General features: G+C 37.5%; 14 protein-coding genes. 11 read left to right on the forward strand and 3 right to left on the reverse strand.

Features of this window, described 5'->3' with window-relative positions:
- Nucleotides 1-92: 92 nt before the first annotated feature.
- Complete coding sequence (locus BFL01S_RS14090) at nucleotides 93-1,265, reverse strand: MFS transporter (protein ID WP_061786061.1); 1,173 nt, start codon at nucleotides 1,263-1,265, stop codon at nucleotides 93-95.
- 81 nt (nucleotides 1,266-1,346) lie between these two features.
- Between BFL01S_RS14090 and yeiL the strand changes: the two genes are divergently transcribed.
- From yeiL to BFL01S_RS14115, 5 genes are all read left to right on the forward strand, one after another.
- Nucleotides 1,347-2,024, forward strand: a complete 678-nt coding sequence (gene yeiL / locus BFL01S_RS14095; RefSeq protein ID WP_061786062.1) for a transcriptional regulator YeiL — start codon at nucleotides 1,347-1,349, stop codon at nucleotides 2,022-2,024.
- Nucleotides 2,025-2,165: 141 nt separating this feature from the next.
- Nucleotides 2,166-2,915 (forward strand): methionine ABC transporter ATP-binding protein, encoded by a 750-nt coding sequence (locus BFL01S_RS14100; protein WP_025910440.1) that lies wholly within the window; start codon nucleotides 2,166-2,168, stop codon nucleotides 2,913-2,915.
- Entirely contained in the window at nucleotides 2,908-3,570 is a 663-nt protein-coding gene (locus tag BFL01S_RS14105) for a methionine ABC transporter permease (RefSeq protein ID WP_061786063.1), read from the forward strand. Before BFL01S_RS14100 ends, BFL01S_RS14105 begins: the two co-directional genes overlap by 8 nt.
- Nucleotides 3,571-3,586: 16 nt before the next feature.
- A complete protein-coding gene (locus tag BFL01S_RS14110; protein ID WP_061786064.1) occupies nucleotides 3,587-4,417 on the forward strand; it encodes a MetQ/NlpA family ABC transporter substrate-binding protein in 831 nt (276 codons plus the stop codon).
- A 44-nt stretch (nucleotides 4,418-4,461) separates the two neighbouring features.
- Nucleotides 4,462-4,674 carry a hypothetical protein gene (locus tag BFL01S_RS14115; protein ID WP_025910437.1) on the forward strand — a complete coding sequence of 71 codons (213 nt, stop codon included), beginning with the start codon at nucleotides 4,462-4,464 and terminating at the stop codon, nucleotides 4,672-4,674.
- 66 nt (nucleotides 4,675-4,740) lie between these two features.
- Here BFL01S_RS14115 and ahpF read toward each other — a convergent pair whose 3' ends face one another.
- Together ahpF and ahpC are read right to left on the reverse strand one after the other, a co-directional pair.
- Nucleotides 4,741-6,270, reverse strand: a complete 1,530-nt coding sequence (gene ahpF / locus BFL01S_RS14120) for an alkyl hydroperoxide reductase subunit F (RefSeq protein WP_061786065.1) — start codon at nucleotides 6,268-6,270, stop codon at nucleotides 4,741-4,743.
- A 13-nt stretch (nucleotides 6,271-6,283) separates the two neighbouring features.
- The gene (ahpC, locus tag BFL01S_RS14125) at nucleotides 6,284-6,847 is read right to left on the reverse strand and encodes an alkyl hydroperoxide reductase subunit C (protein WP_061786066.1); all 564 of its coding nucleotides are present in this window, start codon (nucleotides 6,845-6,847) and stop codon (nucleotides 6,284-6,286) included.
- Nucleotides 6,848-7,480: 633 nt separating this feature from the next.
- Between ahpC and BFL01S_RS14130 the strand changes: the two genes are divergently transcribed.
- The 6 genes from BFL01S_RS14130 to BFL01S_RS14155 all read left to right on the forward strand — a co-directional run bounded on the left by BFL01S_RS14130 (nucleotide 7,481) and on the right by BFL01S_RS14155 (nucleotide 16,748).
- The gene (locus BFL01S_RS14130; protein WP_061786067.1) at nucleotides 7,481-9,217 is read left to right on the forward strand and encodes a cache domain-containing sensor histidine kinase; all 1,737 of its coding nucleotides are present in this window, start codon (nucleotides 7,481-7,483) and stop codon (nucleotides 9,215-9,217) included.
- Nucleotides 9,218-9,272: 55 nt separating this feature from the next.
- The gene (locus BFL01S_RS14135) at nucleotides 9,273-10,445 is read left to right on the forward strand and encodes a response regulator transcription factor (RefSeq protein WP_025910432.1); all 1,173 of its coding nucleotides are present in this window, start codon (nucleotides 9,273-9,275) and stop codon (nucleotides 10,443-10,445) included.
- A gap of 24 nt (nucleotides 10,446-10,469) precedes the next feature.
- Nucleotides 10,470-11,744 carry an ABC transporter substrate-binding protein gene (locus tag BFL01S_RS14140; protein WP_061786068.1) on the forward strand — a complete coding sequence of 425 codons (1,275 nt, stop codon included), beginning with the start codon at nucleotides 10,470-10,472 and terminating at the stop codon, nucleotides 11,742-11,744.
- A 239-nt stretch (nucleotides 11,745-11,983) separates the two neighbouring features.
- Nucleotides 11,984-13,474: a levansucrase gene (sacB, locus tag BFL01S_RS14145; RefSeq protein WP_061786069.1), complete on the forward strand. Its 1,491-nt coding sequence runs from the start codon at nucleotides 11,984-11,986 to the stop codon at nucleotides 13,472-13,474.
- A 145-nt stretch (nucleotides 13,475-13,619) separates the two neighbouring features.
- Complete coding sequence (gene levB, locus BFL01S_RS14150; RefSeq protein WP_156474930.1) at nucleotides 13,620-15,158, forward strand: glycoside hydrolase family 32 protein; 1,539 nt, start codon at nucleotides 13,620-13,622, stop codon at nucleotides 15,156-15,158.
- A 144-nt stretch (nucleotides 15,159-15,302) separates the two neighbouring features.
- On the forward strand, nucleotides 15,303-16,748 hold the full coding sequence (locus BFL01S_RS14155) for a DEAD/DEAH box helicase (protein ID WP_061786070.1): 1,446 nt from the start codon (nucleotides 15,303-15,305) through the stop codon (nucleotides 16,746-16,748).
- Nucleotides 16,749-16,764 lie beyond the last annotated feature (16 nt).

Below are 16,764 nucleotides of genomic sequence, written 5' to 3' on the forward strand. Positions count from 1 at the left end.
GAACGTGTTCAGATAACCTAAAGAGATGGGAACATCTATTGTTCGTGTCCAAAACTCAAACTCTTTTAATCAAAATTTAATTATCAAAACATCTAAGCAGACAATAAAACCTTCTTTTCCACTTCTAGCTTCCGGTACATAAGTGCAATTAACATCGCAGGTAAGCTACACGCAAGCATTCCAATGAAAGCATATCTTGGCTCAATTTCATATAAGAAGCCACCGAAAACTGTGAATACAGCCGTGCTCCAGCTGAGTGCGAAAGCCGAGTACATGCCTTGAGCTTTTGGAATATGTGTATGTGGAATGTTTGCTGTTAAGTATTTCATGAAAGCATAGTGCCCCATCGCAAATGAAAACGCATGTAGGGTTTGCGCAATACAAAAGACAATAATGTTTGGAAAAGCAAATACTAACACCCATCGCAGAGAAGAGCCAGCTGCAGCTAATGCTAATAGGGTACCCGGTGAAAACCGGCTAAAGCGTTTATCTGCAATCGAAAAGAAAATAATCTCAGCAATAACGGCAATATTGATAATGACACCGATTAGATAGATTGGCGCATCGATTTCTTGTAAAAAGATATAGCCATAGTTGTAATAAGTAGCATGGGCGGCTTGAAGCAGCACCACAATAATAAGTACAACTAAGAAATGTTTGGTGCGAAATAAATCTATGATATTTACCTTTTTACCTTGGTTTATTTGTGGTTTCTTCGATAAAATGTCCGGAGCACTTGTGAAACTAAGAGCGACAAAGCAGCTAATCCCAAGCAGTAGCGCCCAAAAGATCATGTTATCTCCAAGCATTCCTGTAAATACAGTTAACAGGATACCTACAGACACAAATCCAATCGATCCCCATTGACGACTTTTTCCGTAGTGTTTCAGCTGTTTACTTTGTACAAGAACACCAGCGACGCTATCTAAAGCTGGCATTAAGGTTGGGTAAAAAATATGCAAAAAGACGGTTACGACTAGTAAGCTTGTAAACGAATTAGCTGGAATGTAACAAAGAATCCCAATCAACGTGCCAATTCCCGCAATATTTAAAAGCGCTTTATTGCTGACTCGTTCTAATAAATAAGGAAAAGCAAATAGTGTAGAAAGCCCCCTCGCCACTAAGCCAATACTCATAATAAAACTAGCTTCTGAAACGCTAATTCCTTTTGTTTGAATCATCCAGCCTGACCAATAGGGTAGAAAAATTCCCCATGTCAGAAAAAAACTAAAAAAATGTGTGCTCATCCACCGTTGTGTATTCATTCGTATCCTCCTTATCAATCGCATGATATCATGAGAATAAATATGATTACTATGAGATATCTCATAGTTTTGAGGTGGCAGATGGAAATTTACAAAGGTGAAAAAAAGCGGTTGTATCTAGAAAGGCATTCAATTGCTAATCAGTTTTCTTTTGAAATTGAAGAGTTTCTTGAGGTACGAGAGTATAAGCGCGATGAGTGGATTATCCGCGAAGGAAGGAGACCAGATTTTTTATTTTATGTGACAGAAGGAAAAGCGAAAATATACGTAACACATCAAAACGGGAAAGTATCGCTTCTTAACTTTATCAATGCGCATGATTATATCGGTGAAATGGAATTATTAAACGATGTGTACTATACAAAAGGAATTCAAGCCGCCACCAAAACAGTTTGTTTGGTGTTGCTTTTCTCCCAATGTCGCACCAGGTTGCTTGAAGACGCTAAGTTTCTTCGAGAATTAACAAAGTTTTTGAGTGTTAAAGCAACGTTAATGGCAGCTAAATACTCACAGAGCTTAGCTTTCCCTCTAGAGAACAGGCTTGCGGACTTTATTATACAGACGGCTGATAACGGAGTTTACCGAGAAAAGCACGTCATTGTTTGTGACTATCTCGGTGTTTCGTATCGCCACTTGTTGCACGTATTGGCACAGTTCTGTGAGAAAGGATACCTGCAAAAAGAAGGTAGAACCTATAAAATTAAAGAGCAGTATGCTTTATATGAACTTGCCGAGGCGATTAAGAATAAAAGCATGTAAGCTCAAGCTGAATATATAGTAAAACCTCATAAAATCGCATAAAATAATGTTAAAATAAACAGCGGTGAATAATTTCTATTTTAAGTGCAGCTGTTCATAGGAATGTTCTCACCCTTCAACTAAAGAAAGGAGGGGGTTTTCATGATTAAATTAAATCGTGTAAGTAAAAGATTTGCACAGTTTCAGGCGATTAAAGAGTTATCTTTAGAGATAAATAGCGGTGAGATTCATGGAATTATTGGAGCGAGTGGAGCGGGGAAATCAACGTTGCTTCGTCTTATGAACCTACTTGAAATTCCAGATGAGGGAGAAGTGGAAGTGAATGCTCAAATCTTAACAAAGATGAGTGGGAAGAAGCTTCGAGAAGCGAGAAAGTCGATTGGGATGATCTTTCAACACTTTAATCTAATTTCTAATAAGACAGTGTACGATAACGTAGCTGTTTCATTAGAGCTAACAAGATCTCCAAAAGAGGAACAGAAAAAGCGCGTGCTAGAATGCTTAAGCTTTGTTGGCTTAGCTGAGCTAAAAGATAAGTATCCAGCTCAGCTAAGCGGTGGCCAAAAGCAGCGTGTGGCCATTGCAAGAGCCTTGGCAAACAAGCCGCAAGTGTTACTTTGTGATGAGCCGACCTCATCTCTGGATTCTAATACTACAGCTGATCTATTAAAAGTATTAGAGGATATTAATCAGCACTTAGGTGTGACCATCGTGATTGTCAGCCATGAGATGGAAGTCATTAAAAGCATATGCAATCGCGTCACCGTTCTCGAAAATGGATCTCTCTATCAAACGGTAACGACAAAGCCAAAAGGTGTTCAAATGAAAGAGAATCGGGCACAATATTTTGTAGATCAATTAACAGAGGGAGAGGAAATAGACAATGCTTGAAGTTTTGGCACAATATGAAACTGAAATATGGCAATCTATTGGTGAAACCTTTGTGATGGTTGGTGTTTCAATTTTAGCTGCAGTTCTCATCGGACTTCCCGTTGGTACTTTTTTATTTCTTTGTCGGAAGGGGCAATTGATTGAAAATCAACTCATATTTTCAATCTTAAACCTAATGGTAAATACAATTCGCTCGTTTCCATTTTTATTACTGGTCGTCTTCCTCATACCGTTTACTCGTTTTGTCCTCGGGACAGCAATTGGAACAGCAGCAGCAACAATTCCACTCTCGATTATTGCCATTGCGCACTACTCACGTCTTGTTGAGCAATCGCTGTTAGATGTGCCTAAAGGTGTTATCGAAGCAGCGATTTCGATGGGGGCATCTGTTCGAGAAATTATGTTTAAGTTTGTTTATGTAGAAGCACGCTCGGGTCTAATCCTTGGACTGACGACATCCATTATTAGCTTTATTTCGTATTCGACTATTATGGGAGTTGTTGGCGGAGGAGGAATTGGTGATTTCGCCATTCGGTATGGGTATCAACAATTTAAAACAGATTTAATGATGTACATAATTATTATTATGATTGTGTTGGTGCAGCTCGTCCAATTTGTTGGAATGACTGTGGCCAGAGTGTTGGATAAAAGATAAATAATGGAGGAAAAAAATGAAAAAACTATTCTTTTTTATGTTGGTGCTTGTTGTAGCACTAAGTGGTTGTGGCCAAGCAAACGAAACAAATGAAAATAAAGATAAGCAAGGACAAGATGGAGAAGAAGTTACGTTAAAAGTAGCCTCTTTAATACCACCAATGACAGAGATTTTAGACCTTGTAAAGCCAAAGCTAAAGGAAGAAGGCATTGACTTACAAGTAGAAGTCTTGAGTGATAACGTACAGCCCAATAGCGCGCTTGCAGCTAGAGAAGTAGATGCAAACTTCTTTCAACACGTGCCTTATATGGAAGAATTTAATCGTAATAACAACGCAGAATTAGTAGCCGTTGAGCCAATTTATTTTGCAAATTATGGCGTATATTCAAAGAACTATAAGTCAGTAGAAGAATTACCTGATGGTGCGACTGTGGCCATTGCTAATGACGTTTCTAATATTGATCGTTCTCTTTCTTTGCTTGCGCAGCATGATGTTATCAAGTTAGGTGACAAGAAAGATACGTATTATACGAAGGCGGACATTAAAGAGAATCCCAAAAACCTTAAGTTTAAAGAAGTTGATTTACTGATGCTATCGAGAATGTATGATGATGCGGATGCGGTAGTCATGACGCCAGCTTATGCCGCGCCTCTTGGTTTAACACCAAAAAGTGATGCACTTCTTACTGAAGGAGTAGACAATGATTTTGCAATTACCTTAGTAGCGCGCAAAGATAACGCTGATTCAGATGCAATTAAGAAGCTAGCTGAAGCAATGACAAGCCCAGAAGTTCGTAAATTCTTAGAAGAAAAGTACGATGAAACAGCTATTCCAGCCTTTAAATAAATAAAAAAGCCATTTGAATATTTGGGAGGGGATCTATTAAAGGTTTGGCAGCACCATTCATTTTAGCTTTTATTTTAGGTGGAATGATGGAAAATTCGCTTCGTCAATCGTTGACGATTTCAGGGGGATCCTGGAATATTTTCTTGACGAGTCCATTGGCTATGTCACTGATTGTATTAACGATCTTAGCAGTGATAGTGCCAGCATGGAGAGGGCGTTCTAAGCGTAAAAAAGAAAATACTCAAATTGGAATGTAACTATAAAAAAAGAACCCTTGTCCAAAGACAAGGGTTCTTTCAATTGGATAAATCGTTAACTTTTAATCAGTTACGGATTAGATAATCAAAAGCACCTAAAGCTGCTGTTGCACCTGAACCCATGGAGATAATAATTTGTTTATAAGCACTGTCTGTGCAGTCTCCCGCAGCGAATACGCCAGGGATGTTAGTCGCACCATGCTTATCAACAACGATTTCTCCCATACGTGTACGTTCTACATCATCGCCTAACCAATCAGTGTTTGGTACTAAGCCTATTTGAACAAATACACCTTCTAATTCAACGTGTTTTTCTTCCTCTGTCTCACGATCAATGTAAGTAATACCGTTTACTTTATCAGTTCCGGTAATTTCTTTTGTTTGAGCATTTTTCACGACAGTTACATTTGGAAGGCTGTTTAGACGCTCTTGTAATACAGCATCGGCTTTCAGTTCAGGCATATATTCAAAAACAGTTACGTGATTTACGATACCTGCAAGGTCAATCGCTGCTTCCACGCCTGAGTTTCCACCGCCAATAACGGCTACGCGTTTACCTTCGAATAAAGGACCATCGCAGTGTGGGCAGTAAGCTACACCTTTGTTTTTGAATTCTGCTTCTCCAGGTACACCAACATTACGCCAGCGAGCACCTGTTGAAAGGATGACTGTTTTACTTTTTAAAACAGCGCCATTATCCAGCTCAAGTTCGACAAGGTCTTTTTTCTTTAAGCTACGAGCGCGTACTAAATTCATTACGTCAATGCCGTAATCTTTAACATGCTCTTCTAAGCTTGCTACGAGTTTAGGACCTTCTGTTTTCTTAACGCTAATAAAGTTTTCGATGCCCATTGTATCCATAACTTGTCCACCAAAGCGCTCGGCTACAATACCCGTGCGAATACCTTTACGCGCTGCATAAATCGCGGCACTTGCACCAGCCGGACCGCCACCAACAACAAGTACATCGTAAGGATCTTTATCAGCAAACTCTGCTGCATCTGGGCCGCTGCCCAGTTTATTTAAAATTTCTTCGATTGTCATACGACCGCTGCCAAACTCTTCACCATTAAGGTAAACAGTTGGAACTGCCATAATATCTTTGCTTTCTACTTCTTCTTTATAAGCCGCACCGTCAATCATTGTGTGAGAGATACCATTGTTTAAGATACTCATTAAGTTTAGAGCTTGTACAACATCTGGGCAGTTATGGCAGCTTAAGCTGATATAAGACTCAAATTTGTATTCGCCCTTAATGCTCTTAATCTGGTCAATCACTTTTTGATCAACTTTTGGTGCACGTCCACTTACTTGTAATAAAGCAAGAACTAATGAAGTAAACTCATGTCCTAAAGGGACGCCGGCAAATGTTACACCTGTATCTTCACCGATACGATTTACGCTAAAGCTCGGTGTACGCTCTAATTCAGCTTTTTCAACTTTAATGCGAGATGACATTGTTGCTAGTTCATCTACTAATGAAAGCATGTCGCGGGATACTTTATCTTCTCCCGCGCTTACTTTTAGCACAATGTCACTTTCTAATAATTGAAGATACTGATCTAGCTGTGCTTTGATATTTGCATCTAATAACATGTAATCAAACTCCTTAGATTTTACCTACAAGGTCAAGTCCTGGTGTTAGTGTTTCAGAACCTTCTTGCCATTTAGCTGGGCAAACTTCACCTGGGTTTTTACGTACATATTGTGCTGCTTTAATTTTGTTAACAAGTGTGCTTGCGTCGCGGCCGATACCACCAGCGTTGATTTCAATAGTTTGGATAATGCCATCTGGATCGATGATAAATGTTCCGCGATCAGCAAGACCTTCTTCTTCGTTTAATACTTCAAAGTTACGCGAGATTTTTTGTGAAGGGTCACCAATCATAATGTATTCAATTTTGTTAATTGTTTCTGAATGGTCATGCCATGCTTTGTGTGTGAAGTGTGTATCTGTAGAAACTGAATATACTTCTACGCCTAATTCTTTTAATGCTGCGTATTGGTCTTGTAAATCACCTAATTCAGTTGGACATACGAAAGTGAAATCTGCTGGGTAGAAGCAAACTACGCTCCATTTACCTTTAAAGTTTTCTTCAGTAACCTCAAGGAATTCACCTTGTTGGTAAGCTTGTGCTACGAATGGTTTTACTTCAGTTCCGATTAATGACATATCGAAATTCCTCCTCAATAAATTATAATAATTCTAATTCAATACTCATTATTATATAAAACCTGTTGTTTTGTCAAAGGAAATATAGCAAGTTTTTTAAAAAAGTTGTCTGATCGTCTGATTTCCTTTGAAAAGCAAGGTTTTGTACAGTGTTTCTACATATATCTTATCACTCTTGTGCGTTTTTTATCTAATAATATGATTGTATAAACTGGAAATGTATAAGTGTCTTTTTTATCTAATGGAGGAAAGGAGGTATGAAAATAAAAGGTGATGATTGAGAATAATTGAAGCCGTTACATTAGCTTCATTTTGCTGACAACAGAAAAGTATACGGTGTCATTTGAAATAGGATAAAAATGGTATTTTATTTATATTCTAATTACATTTTTTGAGTTTAAATACCTATATAAAAAAATATTTTTAGAAGAAAATGTATAAAAATTCATGAATTATAAATAGTAAATCTTATAAAAAAACCAGTATAAACCAAAAAAACATTATTTTACATATTTTTAGGGGTAGTAAGTATTACTTCGGTATGATTGACGTAATATAAGCCCTGTTATAGTCTATAAATGCTTTAGGAAGGGCTTTTCAGGTGGTTTAACAACATAGAAAAGGAGCCAATAAATGAGAAGCTTTCAAGTTCGGTTATTACTGCTTCTAGTAATATTTATTATCTTACCATACTTCCTGTCGGTGTTTATTATTTATGGAAATACAAAAAGTAGCATTGAGAACAAGGAGTTGGAAAAAAGCCGTGAAGAGCTACGTGAAGCGGGAAATGATCTTGAGCAACACTTTGAAAAAATGATTACATTGCCGTATTCCGTTTATAACATGCCAGATATACTACAAGTTTTTGATGAGGGCTTGCCAAAAGAAAATAGCAGTAATTTTTTATCTTTTGAAAAGAGTATTGAAACATTTTCAGCGACAAGGCCAGAATTGGTGCAGCTCCGCTTTTATTTTCACAAGGAAAAAGAATCATTGATTGTTTATAAATCAAATTTGAGCGCACCAAAAACACAAAGTAATTATGTCAAGCACCCTCCATTTAAACAGCTTTATCAATCAGAGCAAGATTATGTGATTGAAGAACCGCATAAAGCTAAAAATTATGACAACGTTCCAATTATCCCTAAGACAGAAGATTCCATGGTAGTAACAATGCATCATAAAATTAAAAACATTTTAAGTGAAGAGTTTCTTGGCTTTCTAACAATGGATATTGATATTACTTCGTACTCTCCATTAGTAAAACAGCTTGAGGGAGACGATGGTACATCGGTTTTCTTACTTAACGAAGATTATAAAGTAATGTATTCCAGTGATCCAAAGCAAATGGGACAAACGATTAGTAAAAAGGAGCTTACAGCATTGAGTGAGTCAACAGAGCTTGTACTCACTGAAAGCTTACAGGCACCACTGAATAACTGGCGAGTAGTGAAGATTATTTCTAAAGATGCCTTGTTTCAAGATGCTAAAAAAGCGGCTTATACAAACGTTGTGTTGGGATTGGGCGTGGTAGTGCTGGGAGTAATTATGGTTTTTCTAATCTCACGCATTGTCACAAAGCCAATAAGAGTTTTGAGTGATAAAGTACGATCCATTGAAGGTGGAAACATGGATGTGACGCTTACAACTTCTCGCAAAGATGAGATTGGCCATTTAGAAAATCATATGCAAGAAATGCTGCACCGTATTAACAATCATATTGATCGGGAATATAAGTTGGAGATTGAAGTAAAGAAAAGTCAGCTAAGAGCGCTCAAGTCTCAAGTGAATCCACATTTCTTATTCAATGCTTTGCAGTCAATAGGCGCTGTTGCTTTAGATTCTGGAGCAAAAGGGGTTTATGGATTGATCATTTCTTTATCAAAGATGATGCGTTACTCATTGCAAGCAGATCAATTAGTAACAGTAGATAAAGAGCTAGACTATATCCATTCTTATTTGGTGCTACAAAAAGAGCGGTTTGGTGAAGAGGTCGATGTTCAATTCTCAGTAGATAAAGAAGTTGAGAATGAGCTTATTCCGAGTATGCTCCTACAACCTTTAGTTGAAAATTATTTTAAGCATAGCTATGAAAAGTATAGTGACGAATCACGTTTAGAAATTATTGGTGAAAAAGAAAGGGGAGTTATTAAGCTAGCAGTGAAAAGTTATGGTCCAACCCTTCAAGAAGCTGAGCTGAATTCACTTCGTCAAACCATTTATAACCGTAGTGCTACACAAAAAGGTATAGGGTTGAAGAATATTTATGATCGGCTATTGCTACATTTTGGTCATGAAGCAGCGTTTCATATTGATAGCCTAGAGGGAAAAGGCTTTGAGGTAATGATGACAATTCCTATTAATAAGTAGAATTTCAATTTGAATAAAACAGCTATTGATTTGACTGCTAAGGGAGGTAAATATAGTGAAAGCGTTGATTGTTGATGACGAGAAAAATGTTCGTAAAGTGATGCGCCAACTAGGAGAATGGGAAAGCGTAGGAATCAATGAAGTGTTAGAAGCTACTAATGGCATAGAGGCTTTGGAGATAATTGAAAAAGAAAAGCCTGGTGTGATTTTTACGGATATTAAAATGCCAAAAATGAGTGGTTTACAGCTGATTGAAAGGTTAAATCAACATTCGTATACAGGAAAAGTCATACTTGTTACGGGGTATGATGATTATACATTTATGCGCAAAGCTATTCAATTAAATAGCTTTGATTACTTGCTGAAACCAATTGACCCCGAAGCTTTTCAACAAGTGTTAACAAAAGTAGTAGACTCTTTAGAGGCAGAACAAGAAGAAAACGAAGAAATACTAGCCGAGGCTAAAAAACTTCGTCACAGTCAACTAATGACGTCCTTATGTTTAAATGAAGGAACAGATACAGCATTTTTACATTCAATAATTCCAGAAGCGGAAGACATAGATTTTACACTGCTATATTTTTATCAAGGACATCAACCTGATCCTTGTATTAATGAGCTTTCAAATGAATTACAAGCGCGGAATATGGGAGCAACTTTTACATTTCAGGGTGAGGAGAATCTGTACATTGTCCTAACGGCAAAACATCAATGGGTTTATGTAGAGCGGTGGATAAGTGAAAATATTTCAATTCCAATTCGTTTGGTTCAAGATTCATTCTCTTCCTTTAATCAAATTCCAGAGGTGTTTAACGGTCTTTTGACAGCACTAAAGGGCAATCAATATCGAGCAATTCGTCAAGTGGATGAGCTAGAAGCACTGAAGCGTATGCAAGAAATAGTAGCATATGTAGAAGACTATTATATGGAAGATATTAGCCTCCAGAAACTATCAAAAATGTTTTTTTTAACAAGAGAACATATATCAAGGAAATTTAAAAAAGAAACGGGTATGACGCTATCTAAATATGTAACAAATTTAAGAGTAAGACAAGCGAAACAGTGGTTATTAGAAACGGCTGAAACCATTCATTCTATTTCGTTAATGCTTGGTTATCAGGATGAAAAGTATTTCTCGAAGCTGTTTAAGAAGGTAGTTGGTTTAACTCCTTTTGAATACCGGGCTTTGTACGCCAATGTAAGAGATAGTGAAAAATCATCTATATAGGCTAAGAGAGGCAAGGGTGAATAAATGAAAGAAAAAATATGCTACCTGTTTTTTGTCTCTCTTTTACTGAGTGTGTTGACAAGCTGTGGTTCTTCAAACGCTCAAACTGAAACGGAAAATAAAGAAACAGAACAGGTCGTCTTAACTATACGTAATCCTAAAGTCGAAATTGCAACGCAGTTTGAACAAATGGTACAGGAGTATGAAAGACAGAACCCAAATGTCAAAATCCATGTCGAAACGGTGGGTGGAGCATCGGATGATTTCTCTGATATCATTGCCCAAATTGCTGCAGGTCAAGGGCCCGATATCTTTACAAATATCGGCTATGATGCGACAAAAGAATGGATTAATTATTTAGAAGACTTGAGTAGCCAGCCTTGGGTTGAAAAAGCATATCCTGATACGTTAAAGCCAATTACGGTAGAAGACAAAGTATATGGCATGCCGATGGATATTGAAGGTTTTGGAATTGTTTATAATAGAGAGCTATTTCAAAAAGCTGGTATTCAATCTATTCCTCGCACGTATTCAGAGTTAAAAGTGGCAGCAGAGAAGCTTAAAAACATCGGTGTTACGCCTTTTGCAAACGGCTATTACGAAGAGTGGAAGTTGGGTTATCACTTAACTAGCCTTGCTTTTGCAATTCAGCAAGATCCAATAAAATTTAATCATCAGCTGAAAAAAGGGAAAGAAAGCTTTACGACAAACGTAATCGCAAAAGATTTGTTATCATTCTTAGACTTAACTCTCCAATATGGAAATCAATCTGCAACGAAAACAGATTATTATACTGAAGTGGAGATGTTAGCAAATGAAGAAGCAGCGATGATACTGCAGGGAAGCTGGGTACAGCCGCTATTAGATGAGGAAGCTCTCGATAAGTCGTTTGGTATTTTTCCAGTTCCATTAAATGATAAAGCCAACAGCAAAATCTTAACAGGTGTTCCAAACTACTGGGTTGTGAATAAAAAAGCATCTTCAATAAAAAAGCGAGAAGCTAAAAAATTCTTAAATTGGATGGTTTCATCAAGTGAAGGTCAGCAATTTATGACTGAACGGTTTGGCTTTGCTCCAGCTTTTAAGCATATAAAAACAAATGATATAGGTCCCATTAGTAAAGAAGTACTGAATGTTTACCACACGAAAGAAACCTATAATTCCAATTGGTTTGCTTATTCATCATCTGCTAAGCGGGAAGCAGGTCGTACGCTAAAAAGATACTTAAATCGAGAGCTTTCAAAAGATGAAACACTTAGACAGTTAGATGAAGTTTTACGAGAAGATAGCAAGCCATAATCATTGAAGTCCTTTTTCAATTTGAGAAAGGGCTTCTTTTGTCATTCTTTTGTCATGTATATCAATTTAAGACGAAAACTCAATCAATTTATGCCGTATTCAGCCAAAGCATTGTTTTTTATACTTAATGTATCAGGTATGGAACGAACGATCAATCAAGCCAAAACTAATTAAAGTCAAAGAAGTATCGTCCGTGTCTTGCCAAAGCATGAAAAACTATCTACTAGGAGGAAAACTTGATGAACTTTCGTAATTTTGCGTCAAAAGCAACGGTAGCATCCCTAAGTGCAGCAATTTTATTAGGAGGTAGCTTTACACCTGCTTCTGCTAAAGGTAAAGGTGTAGATGAAGCACAAGCAAAATCCTATAAAGAAACGTACGGTACTTCACAAATTACGCGTGAAGCAATGAAGAACATGGTAAACCAACATGGTGACAAGCGCTATACGGTACCAGGCTTTGATGAATCAACAATCAAAAATGTAGAATCAGCTGTTAAAACAGATAAAAATGGAAACAAAATTAAAATGGACGTATGGGATACGTGGCCATTGCAAAATGCTGACGGTACGGTAGCGGAATATAACGGTTATCACATTGTATTTGGTTTAGCTGGAGATCCTAAGAACCCTAACGATACATTTATCTACATGTTCTATAAAAAAGCAGGAGACAATTCCGTTGACGCTTGGAAAAATGCTGGTCGTGTATTTGACGATAATGACAAGTACGAAGCAAACGACGAGCACTTAAAAGGACAAATAGAAGAATGGTCAGGATCTGCATTATTCACAGATGACGGTGAAATTCGCTTATTCTATACAAACCGTGGTGATTTTAATGAAAGCCAAAAATTATTCGGTAAACAAACTCTTACAACAGCACAGGTTAATGTTTCTGAACAACAAGAAAACACGCTGAAAGTTGACGGTGTTGAAGATCATAAATCAATCTACGAAGGTGGAGACAGCAAAACGTATGAGTCTGTAAACAAAGCTTTCGAAGATCGTAACTTTATGAACAACCATACGCTACGTGACCCTCACTACATTGAAGATAAAGGTCGCAAATATTTAGTTTTTGAAGCAAACACAGGTACTGAATATGGTTATTCTGGTGAAGAGTCTCTTTATAATCGCGCTTACTACGGCAACGGTATGAAGTTCTTCCGCGATGAGTTTAAGAACCTTGACAATAGTGACAAGAAAGATGAAGCAGAGCTTGCAAACGGTGCGATTGGTATCGTTGAAATTAACGATGACTACACGTTGAAAAATGAAATGAAGCCACTAATTGTATCAAATACAGTAACAGATGAAATTGAACGTCCCAATATCTTCAAAAAAGATGGCAAGTTCTATTTATTTACAAGCACACGTGGTTCTAAAATGACGACTGATGGTGTCGATGATAAAGATATTTACATGCTTGGCTATGTGTCAAATTCTTTAACAGGTCCATATAAACCAATGAATGACACAGGTATTGTATTGCATCAAGATTTAGATCCAAATGATGTAACATGGACATACGCACACTACGTGATTCCACAAAAAGACTCTGACAAATTTGTTGTAACAAGCTATATGACAAACCGCGGATTCTTTGAAGATAAGAAATCAACGTTTGCACCTTCATTCTTACTTGATATGAAAGGCAACAAATCTTCAGTTGTCCAAAATGGTACTTTAGAACAAGGTCAAATCACGTATGATGAAAAGAAAAAATAATCTTTGATATGAAATGAAAAAGAAAATGTCATGATAGTGGCATTTTCTTTTTATTTATTGGGTAAAACCATTGGGTGACATAATACTTTTAATGAAGCGTGGTGATAGTATGGGCAGGTTGAATTCAATACAGAGAAGGTGGACTATGCTAGTTATCATTTTAGCAATCATAATAGGCGCTAGCATTTATGTATGGATGAATCAAATGAATAAAGAAGATAAGAGCGAAAAAAAACCTGTGGAATCAACATCTTATCGCTCGTCTTACCATTTTACGGCACCTGATAAATGGAAAAATGATCCACAAAAGCCGATTTTCTATAATGGACAGTATCACTACTATTACCTTTACAATAAGGATTATCCCGATGGTAATGGAACTGAATGGCGCCATGCAACTTCGGAAGACCTTGTTCATTGGAAAGATGAAGGAGTAGCAATTCCAAAGTACACGAATAAAAATGGAGATCCATGGTCAGGTTCTGTTGTTGTTGATCGTAACAATACAGCTGGATTTGGAGAGAATGCATTTATCGCAGTTGTAACGCAACCTTCAGAAGACGGAGGGAAGCAAGAGCAGTATTTATGGTATAGCACAGATGAAGGAAAAACGTTTCAAAGTGCTGGCGATGAACCTGTATTATCCAATCCTGGCATAGAAGATTTTCGCGATCCCAAAATTATATGGGACGATGAACGTGATAAATGGGTGATGCTGCTTGCAGAAGGTTCTAAAATTGGATTTTATGAATCAGGGAATCTGAAAGAATGGAAGTTCACTGGTGACTTTCAAACGGAGGATTATGGCGTATTAGAGTGTCCAGATTTATTCCAAATGAGAGCCCCTAATGGCACTGTTAAGTGGGTGCTTGGTATGAGTGCAAATGGTGAAGCAGTCGATAAACCAAACAACTATGCTTATTGGATCGGTGACTTTAATGGAGAGAACTTTGAAAAAGAGCATGAAGAGCCTCAGTGGCTAGATTACGGTTTTGATTGGTATGGTGGCGTTACATTTGAAGATGGCCAGGCTGACGACAAGTTAAACAAGCGTTACGGACTTGCTTGGATGAACAAATGGTCATATGCAGACAACACTCCTACCATGGAAGCAGACGGATTTAATGGAACGGATTCAATTGTTCGAGAAATTACGCTACAAGAAGATGAACAGTACGGTTACGCATTAGCCTCTCAGCCTGTGGCTGATTTAAAACAGCTTGTAAAATCGGAGAAAAAATATAATGATATAACATTAATAGATGAATCTAACACACTGGATATGAAGGGAGAAACGTACCGAATAGAAGCTGATGTGTCTTGGGAAGACAGCGAAAATATTGGTTTGCGTTTACGTGAATCAGAGGACAAGTCTCGACATATTGATGTGGGATTAGCTATTTCTGAAAACTATTCCTACGTAAATCGAGCGTTTGTAGAAAATCCAGACGAAGAGAAAAAGTTTCAAGAAAGCCAAGCGCCTTTTGGTGGTAATAACAAAAATGCACGTCTTACGGTTCTCGTTGATAAAACAAGCGTAGAAGTGTTTATAGACGGTGGGAAAGTGGTGCATACCAATTTAGTATTTCCCTTAGCTGAAGACCAAGGCATTTCGCTATTTTCTTCTGGTGGTACAGCTACGTTTGAAAATGTGAAGGTTGAAGAGTTAGGAACAAGTAAATAAGAATATGAAAAAGCTTCGGCCATAAGTAGCCGAAGCTTTTTTATTGTTTGTTCTCTCTCATAAATCGTTTATACTAATAAAAGCTTATAAAGTGAATTCTATATGTAACAAGGAACGTTAAATAATAAAAAAGCGAGGAACCATATGTCCAGTTCAACATTTACTGATTACGCAATTAGTGATCCAATCATAAAGGCCATAGATGCCTTAGAATATAACCAACCAACACCAGTTCAAGCGCGTGTTATTCCCAAAGTATTAGAAGATAAAGACGTAATTGTAACCTCACAAACAGGAAGCGGAAAAACAGCTTCCTTTGCCATTCCACTATGTGAAAAAGTAGATTGGCTTGAAAACAAGCCACAAGTACTTGTGCTGACGCCTACCCGTGAATTAGCGGCACAGGTTAGTGATGAAATGAAGAGTATCGGTCGCTATAAGCGTGTTAATAGCGTGGCCATCTACGGCCGACAGTCTTTTATGAAGCAAAAGACTATGCTAAAACAAAAAACGCATATCGTAGTGGGGACACCTGGCCGCGTCTTAGATCATATTGAAAAAGGCACGTTATCTGTTGAATGTTTAAAATATGTTGTATTAGACGAAGCAGACGAAATGTTAAATATGGGTTTTATTGATCAAGTATCAGCGATTCTAGATAAGCTTCCGACTAGTCGAACTACGATGCTTTTCTCTGCAACGTTTCCAGCTGATATTGAAGGTTTAGCTAAGAAATATATGATTAATCCTGAGCGTATCCAAATCGAAACAGTAGGAAAAGCACCGCAGCTTATTACACATCACGTGATGGAAGTGGAAGAAGGGAGTAAGCTTTCCTTGTTATCAGATGTCACGGTTGCTGAAAACCCAGATAGCTGCATCATCTTTTGTCGAACACAAGAACGAGTAAAAGAAGTTTTTCAGTACTTAGACGAACGTGATTATTCTGCTGATTTACTGCACGGAGCGATGGTTCAAGAAGATCGATTTGAAGTAATGGATGACTTTAAGCGCGGTGAGTTTCGCTATCTAGTAGCCACTGACGTTGCTGCTAGAGGAATTGACGTCGAAGATATTACGCTTGTCATTAACTTTGATTTCCCACTTGAAAAAGAAAAATACGTGCATCGTACGGGTAGAACAGGACGTGCTGGTAAGTCAGGAAAAGCCATTACGTTTATGACGTCTTATGAGCAAAAGTTCTTAGAAGAAATTCGTGAATACAGCCAAGCTGATATTCAGTTAAGTAACCCACCATCTGTTGAAGAAGTAAAAGCTAACAAAACGGCTTTTCAAGAGAAAATGGAAGCACCGGTAGTTCTAAGAGAAGAGAAGCGTGAAAAAGTTAACCAAGATATTATGAAGTTATATTTTAATGGCGGTAAGAAAAAGAAAATTCGTGCGGTTGATTTTGTGGGAACTATTGCTAAATTGCCTGGTATGTCCGCTCAAGATATTGGGATTATTACCATCCAAGATAATCATTCGTACGTTGAGATTCTAAACGGTAAAGGTCCATCTGTATTGAAGGGATTAAAAAATAAAAGCATCAAAGGCAAGAAGTTAAAAGTGCATGAAGCGAAAAAGTGAAAAAGAGACTGAGACA

The organism is Priestia flexa NBRC 15715 (genome assembly GCF_001591565.1).
GTDB classification, from domain to species: Bacteria; Bacillota; Bacilli; order Bacillales; family Bacillaceae_H; genus Priestia; species Priestia flexa.

Coding starts and splice junctions, on each gene's coding strand:
- BFL01S_RS14155 (WP_061786070.1), top strand. CDS start 15,303: ATGTCCAGTTCAACATTTACTGATTACGCAATTAGTGATCCAATCATA.
- BFL01S_RS14110 (WP_061786064.1), top strand. CDS start 3,587: ATGAAAAAACTATTCTTTTTTATGTTGGTGCTTGTTGTAGCACTAAGT.
- BFL01S_RS14100 (WP_025910440.1), top strand. CDS start 2,166: ATGATTAAATTAAATCGTGTAAGTAAAAGATTTGCACAGTTTCAGGCG.
- sacB (WP_061786069.1), top strand. CDS start 11,984: ATGAACTTTCGTAATTTTGCGTCAAAAGCAACGGTAGCATCCCTAAGT.
- BFL01S_RS14090 (WP_061786061.1), bottom strand. CDS start 1,265: ATGAATACACAACGGTGGATGAGCACACATTTTTTTAGTTTTTTTCTG.
- ahpF (WP_061786065.1), bottom strand. CDS start 6,270: ATGTTATTAGATGCAAATATCAAAGCACAGCTAGATCAGTATCTTCAA.
- levB (WP_156474930.1), top strand. CDS start 13,620: ATGCTAGTTATCATTTTAGCAATCATAATAGGCGCTAGCATTTATGTA.
- BFL01S_RS14140 (WP_061786068.1), top strand. CDS start 10,470: ATGAAAGAAAAAATATGCTACCTGTTTTTTGTCTCTCTTTTACTGAGT.
- yeiL (WP_061786062.1), top strand. CDS start 1,347: ATGGAAATTTACAAAGGTGAAAAAAAGCGGTTGTATCTAGAAAGGCAT.
- BFL01S_RS14105 (WP_061786063.1), top strand. CDS start 2,908: ATGCTTGAAGTTTTGGCACAATATGAAACTGAAATATGGCAATCTATT.
- ahpC (WP_061786066.1), bottom strand. CDS start 6,847: ATGTCATTAATCGGAACTGAAGTAAAACCATTCGTAGCACAAGCTTAC.
- BFL01S_RS14130 (WP_061786067.1), top strand. CDS start 7,481: ATGAGAAGCTTTCAAGTTCGGTTATTACTGCTTCTAGTAATATTTATT.